This window comes from Marinococcus sp. LNHM3E3-2.2 (assembly GCF_056034385.1).
In genome coordinates, this window is sequence record NZ_JBQLIC010000007.1 from 175,633 (window position 1) to 181,632 (window position 6,000).

The 6,000-nt window shown below is 45.4% G+C and carries 5 protein-coding genes and 1 pseudogene; 3 read left to right on the top strand and 3 right to left on the bottom strand.

Annotated features, from left to right (window positions below):
* Positions 1–4: 4 nt before the first annotated feature.
* Both ACTRXF_RS11265 and ACTRXF_RS11270 read right to left on the bottom strand, forming a co-directional pair.
* Positions 5–583: a cell wall hydrolase gene (locus ACTRXF_RS11265; RefSeq protein WP_474262819.1), complete on the bottom strand. Its 579-nt coding sequence runs from the start codon at positions 581–583 to the stop codon at positions 5–7.
* A gap of 217 nt (positions 584–800) precedes the next feature.
* Positions 801–2,024 (bottom strand): hypothetical protein, encoded by a 1,224-nt coding sequence (locus ACTRXF_RS11270; protein WP_474279143.1) that lies wholly within the window; start codon positions 2,022–2,024, stop codon positions 801–803.
* A 188-nt stretch (positions 2,025–2,212) separates the two neighbouring features.
* Here ACTRXF_RS11270 and ACTRXF_RS11275 point away from each other — a divergent pair, with 188 nt between their 5' ends.
* Positions 2,213–2,938 carry an MBL fold metallo-hydrolase gene (locus ACTRXF_RS11275; protein ID WP_474262815.1) on the top strand — a complete coding sequence of 242 codons (726 nt, stop codon included), beginning with the start codon at positions 2,213–2,215 and terminating at the stop codon, positions 2,936–2,938.
* Positions 2,939–2,990: 52 nt separating this feature from the next.
* Here ACTRXF_RS11275 and ACTRXF_RS11280 read toward each other — a convergent pair whose 3' ends face one another.
* The gene (locus ACTRXF_RS11280; protein ID WP_474262813.1) at positions 2,991–4,568 is read right to left on the bottom strand and encodes a BCCT family transporter; all 1,578 of its coding nucleotides are present in this window, start codon (positions 4,566–4,568) and stop codon (positions 2,991–2,993) included.
* A gap of 405 nt (positions 4,569–4,973) precedes the next feature.
* Here ACTRXF_RS11280 and ACTRXF_RS11285 point away from each other — a divergent pair, with 405 nt between their 5' ends.
* Positions 4,974–5,408 carry a universal stress protein gene (locus ACTRXF_RS11285; protein WP_474262811.1) on the top strand — a complete coding sequence of 145 codons (435 nt, stop codon included), beginning with the start codon at positions 4,974–4,976 and terminating at the stop codon, positions 5,406–5,408.
* Between the two features lie 404 nt (positions 5,409–5,812).
* Positions 5,813–6,000: pseudogene (locus ACTRXF_RS11290) on the top strand (ectoine hydroxylase); the annotation flags it as partial.

The window sequence follows — 6,000 nt, forward strand, 5'->3', positions numbered from 1 at the left end:
CTACTTAAACGTCTTCTGAAAAAACATGTCCGCCGATTTCATAATCAACTGTCTTCGTTTCCCAGAGCCAGTTGTCTTTCGGCACATCTTCACTCCAGAAAAACAATGAATCCCCTACCGGCTCCGATCCATTCAGAGCCTCTTCCGTTGCTTCTTCTGCACGCTCGGAAGGGGATTCTTCTATGCTTCCGTTAGCTACTACCTGGAATTGATTTTCTTCGTAAATGACACTTTCGACATCGTCTGGGAAGGTTTCAGATTCAATGCGGTTCAAAATAACACTTGCCACGGCCACCATGCCTTCAAAAGATTCATCTTTGGCTTCTGCATGAACGGCCCGTTCAAGCAGTTCTTCATTTTCCACCTCAGGCACTTCGCTCGAGGCGACTCTTTCTTCTTCCGGCTCCTGTTCAGGTGCCTCTGCTTCCTGTTCTGTCTCTTCTTCTGCAGCCTGTTGTTTTTTTTCTGCTTCCTGCTCGGCTATCTGGCTTCGTTCGTGCACATTGTAGACTAAGAAGCCTAGCACAGCGGCAAAAACAGCTAGCGATCCCATTACGGTGTAAATAGAATACTGCCTGGACATCGTAATCACCCTTTATCAGTGAGGCAAGATTATTGTTCCTATAATGGCGGCAAATGACAGGTCTGTCATCATTTTACCACTTCTCTTCAAGGAATAATAATTTCCACTGACGGCGTATCCGGCTGTTTTTTGCTGTAATACGGGAAGAAAAGTCATAGGCACAGAAAGAGGCATTGTAATTCCACGATAAAGGCATAGACGCCTTCCTGCGTCTTTTTTAAGAGGAAGATTCCTCACGTTTTTCCGATTTCGCACGTTCATTGCGAATACGCTGACGGTAGCCGTAGGTCGCTTTGAGCACCGTTTCTTCACTTTCAAGCCCTGCCCCAAGAGCGCCTCCAAGCGTAGCTATCGTGCAGGCAAGCCAGGATATTTTCAGGTACGTCGCAAATGTTACGGCCCCCTGTAAATTCAGTGCCAGCTGAGAGCCTGGAATAAACAGCAGAGAAACAACTAAAAACATCAAAAATAGAATAATATAATAATGAATAATGGCAATTCCGATGGTAGAAGCTGTAGCTTTATTGTAGGAACGGACTAAAAATTTAGATTCTGCCTTTGACTCTTTTTCCCACAAACCATGGGCAGCAATAAACCATACAGTCATAGCCACCATGGCCGTAAACATAACAGCAAGAAAGCGCCAAAAGCCATAGGTGTCGCTCAGCATCCAGAAACTAGGAAAAATCAGCCCATAAGCTCCGGTAGCAAAAGCTAAAGCAATCACACGCTTAAAGGCCGGAAAAATCGTCCAGGGCCGGTTTGCCAGCACCATGCCGGAAAGCAGCCTCGTGCGCCCTCTCATATTCAGGTTAGCGTAGAAGCGGACATGCTGGCTTTCTTCTTCATTAGAATACACCGTCCGTTTAATTGGGGAAAAGCGCTCATACAAACGGCTGCCCATCAGCTCTCTCGATCCTCTTCCCCGGACCTGATAGGAATGTTCTTCTTCATGATCCTCAAGCTGCTCCTGATTTTCTGCGATACGCTCATTCTGCCGTTCGCGGTCTTCCTCCAGGCTTCCATGGTGCATTTCATTTACAAGCTGCATCATTGCCTCACGGACACGCTTTCTCATTGGCATTGCCCCTAGAGAGGGCAGGGAAATAAGGCCAATCTCCCGGTCTGAACTGGCATCAGCTATCACCAGTTTTTTGCCGTCTATAATTGGAAGGTCCGTAAAGCAGAGAGCATAATCCCATTCATTCTTTTGTTTATGTTTTTGTGCTTCCTCAATCACAGGCTCTGATTTTTCTATCACCCCGGCAAAAGGATCAAGAATCACTTCCACTTCCCAGCTTCTCCGGTCATCTACATAGTTTTTGAGCAAATCCGGCAGTTCTTCTGCCATCTCGTCGCAAATTTCCTTCGGCAGCTCCGGGGCGGCTATCAGCCCGAGTGTATAGCTGTCCGGCGAATGTTTGTTTTTTTTCGAAGCCATTGATACTCCTCCTTCCTCTGCACTGTCTTAGAAATAAGGCCAAAGATACAGTATCATACTTTCGCCTTTTTCCAAATGCACATATTTTTCTATTATGCACATGTTATAGATAAAAGAAAATGAGGAATATTTCTTTTAGGTTCAATATAATACAAGGAGGTGAACCGGAGCCAAGTGCTTCGGCCGCTATGAAGCTTACAGAAACCATTCACGTACTCGAGCTTTCCGTGCCCCGTGGAAAGGATACCATGGTATTACACTTAACCCTCATAAATAACGATGGCCACCTGATTCTCTTTGACACAGGCATGCCCGGATACGAAGAAGAAATATACGAATTGATACGACAGGAAAATTTAAACCCCGATCACCTTGATACTGTTATTTTAACCCATCAGGACATTGATCACATCGGGAGCCTCCCGGAAATTCTTCACGACCATCCCAACCTGCGTGTCCTCATGCATTCTGAAGACAAACCGTACGTAGACGGGGAAGAACCGTTGATTAAATTCAGCAGTAATGCCAAAGCAAACCTGATCGACACCCTTCCGGAGGAAAAGAGGGACCGGGTTGGTTATATGCTCGATAAGAATGAACCCTCGCTCATCAATGAAACTATGGAAGAGGGAGATAAACCTGTGGCGGGGCTGACCGCAGTGCATACGCCCGGACATGCTCCCGGGCATATCAGCCTGTATCACGAAAACAGCCATACGCTTATTGCCGGCGATGCTTTGACTGCTGAAGACGGCGAGCTTTTCGGACCCCGGGCAGAAGTTACGCCAGACATGGAACAAGCCCACCGTTCTCTAGAAAAACTGCTCGATTTCGATATGACGACCGTAATTTGTTATCACGGAGGCGTAGTACACGGAGACATTAATCAAAAAATCCGGGGAATCTTATCCTAAACGAAAAAAAGCACCTCCGCAGCTAGCGGGGGTGCTTTCGTTTGTGCTTTGATTAAGAGTTTTCGATATCCTCCCGGATCCGCTGCCGGCGCTCTTCTTCCTCCCGAAGTCTCGTTTCCTTGTAATCCTTTCGTACGGATTTCAGTAAGGAAATAGCGGAGATGAACAGGACAATAGAGAATGGCAGGGCCCCGATAAGAGAAACTGTCTGCAGTCCGTCAAGACCGGCACTGATAATCAGTACAGTAGCCAAACCGGCGATCAATGCGCCCCAGATTACTTTTAAGAGCATTGATGGGTTCGTATCCCCGTTGGATGTCATCATGCCCAGCACAAATGTGGCAGAGTCTGCTGAGGTTACCAGGAATGTAAACAGCAGGCATATCGACAGTATGGAGAGCAGAGTGCCAAGCGGTATGTTATCGAGCATGGCAAACATGGCCCGTGTCGTATCCTCCGCAACAATGCCCGCTATATCTGTGCCGTGGAATAAATCCAGGTTGATCGCAGTGCCGCCGAAAATACCAATCCAGATCATCCCGATAAACGGCGGAGCAACCATAACGCCAAGGACGAATTCCCGGAGCGTGCGCCCTTTAGAAATACGGGCTACGAACATCCCTACAAATGGAGACCAGGCAATCGTCCAGGCCCAGTAATAAATCGGCCAGTCCTGCACCCAGGTGCCGTCTGTATAGTTTTCCATACGCAGACTTGCCTGGAAGAAGTTTTGAACATAATCACCGAGACCCATGGTAATTGTTTCAAAAATAAAGCCTGTAGGACCGATAAACAATACAGCTATCATTAAAAACAAAGCCAGACCGAGGTTTACATTACTCAAATATTTTATTCCACGGTCCAGACCAGAGATGGTCGAAACCATAAAAGCTACAAACATGACGGCTACAATAGTAAACTGAGTCGTCGAGCTGGCAGGAATACTGAACACACTATTGAGGCCCCCGCTGATCTGCAGAACACTCAAACCAAGCGTAGTAGCCACCCCCATTACTGTAGCGATAACAGCAATGATGTCCACGCCATTACGGAAGCCTTTGCGGAGCGGGCGGGTGCCGTCCCCGATAACACCGTTCATTGTGTCACTGATAAGACTCCGCTCTTCCTGACGGTATAAAAAGTAGGAAATCGCAAGTCCCACAAATGTAAATGACGCCCACTGGTGGATGCCGTTGTTAAAAAATGCGTTCCACATTGCTTCCCTTGCCGCTTCCGGTGTCCCGGGATCTACGCTCGTCCAGGGAGGGGGAGTCTGAAAGTGGGTCATCGGTTCTGCCACACCCCAGAAAACGATACTTACACCAAATCCACAGCTGAAAAGCATCGCGATCCAGGTGAAAAAAGGGTATTTCGGCCGGGCATCGTCGCCCCCGAGTCTGACACGCCCGTACTTACTAAACGCCATATAAAAGTTAAATAAGATCAGAAAAAGCACAAACAGTAAATAGAACCAGCCGAACGTATCAGCAATAAAGCCGTATGTAAATTCGGCTTGTGCCTGCAGGGCCTGTGGTGCTAATGCCCCCCACAATGCAAATACAAAAATAATGATAAAAGAAATGAAAAAGATACTGTTGAGAAATTTAAATTTTTTCTCTTTTTCACTCATGATGCCTTCCTCCTTTCTTTGCTTAGGGAAACGAATTAACGAAACTTTAACATATAAGGCCTTCCAACAACAGTTAGTTCCAAAAAAACTCTTGGAAATAGTATTAGGATCAAAGAACTAATGTGAAGCAGCCTTTGGTTTGATTTACCCGAATTATCTTGCAAATAATACACAAATTCACTGATTTAAGGAATTTTTCAATGAATTTTCTTAATTTTCATGACTATTTCACTAATTATTCATTTATTGGCGTCGTAAATGTCAAAAATATCATGTACAATGAATATAGAATATAACTCATCAAAGAGCGGCATAAAACGAACTGCATTTGTCCTATTTCCTCTTTCCAGCTTTAGGTTTCAGGCAGGATACCCCTGCTAATTCACTATATTAGGAGGTTGTTCTATGCACACAATGAACGTTGTATTAGTGGCTGTCGACGGATCCGAGCAGGCTGAATATGCTTTTGAGACCGCTCTCCCTATTGCTAAAGCGCAGGAAGCCCAGCTTATAATTGCGAGGGTGATTAATAAAAACGCCTATCAGCCGATGAGCAGTTACGCTCCTTCCATTATTGAAAAAGTACAGGAGGATGCCAATGAACTGCTGGCAAAATACAAAAAACAGGCAGAAGAAGCAGGCATCACAGATGTAACTGTAGAGCTTTTATACGGATCTCCCAAAACGAAAATCATTCGTGATATCGTACCGAAATACCATGTGGATTTAATAGTTACCGGGGCGACCGGCTTAAACGCTGTAGAAAAAATATTCATGGGCAGTGTATCCGAGCACATTGCAAAAGCGGCACCCTGCAGTGTCATGGTGGTCCGTTCTTAAAATTAAAGCTTTTAAAAGCAGCAGGCAAAAATTGCCGCTGCTTTTTTTTGAAAATTTATGTTTATTCCTTTTGTGAGCGGGAACAGTTTAAGTGTCCCCGATAGATTGAGGGGTAAAAAAATATATGCATGGTGGAAATGTTTGGACAATAGCGCCTAAAACATAAGCCAGAAAAGACCTGTCTCTTTTCTGGCTTTTTTGCGTGCAAAAGCCGATTTACTCCTCTCCCGGGCTTATTGTTCTTTTGTTTTCGCTATGCATTATTTTCATCTTTTGTTCTATATGCAACCAGGCATGAAGCCGGTGCACAAAAAGAATCATTATTTTTTCCACATCCACTTTAAAGCGGGATTCTACAGCCCGCACTCATTCTGTATTTTAAAAATTTTTAGGAGGACTTGAAAATGGCAATCGATAAGTATCCATCCAGACAGGGCGATCATAAGGAAATCATGGACCGGAAGGACCCTGTTGTTCACGGCGGTTCGGATTTTGACGGCCCGCTGCAAAAGGAAGAACTGGACTTTTACGACGAGAACGGCTACCTCATGCTCCAGAAGCTGTTTACCGATGAGGAAGTTGAAATGATGAA

Coding starts and splice junctions, on each gene's coding strand:
- ACTRXF_RS11265 (WP_474262819.1), bottom strand. CDS start 583: ATGTCCAGGCAGTATTCTATTTACACCGTAATGGGATCGCTAGCTGTT.
- ACTRXF_RS11275 (WP_474262815.1), top strand. CDS start 2,213: ATGAAGCTTACAGAAACCATTCACGTACTCGAGCTTTCCGTGCCCCGT.
- ACTRXF_RS11270 (WP_474279143.1), bottom strand. CDS start 2,024: ATGGCTTCGAAAAAAAACAAACATTCGCCGGACAGCTATACACTCGGG.
- ACTRXF_RS11280 (WP_474262813.1), bottom strand. CDS start 4,568: ATGAGTGAAAAAGAGAAAAAATTTAAATTTCTCAACAGTATCTTTTTC.
- ACTRXF_RS11285 (WP_474262811.1), top strand. CDS start 4,974: ATGCACACAATGAACGTTGTATTAGTGGCTGTCGACGGATCCGAGCAG.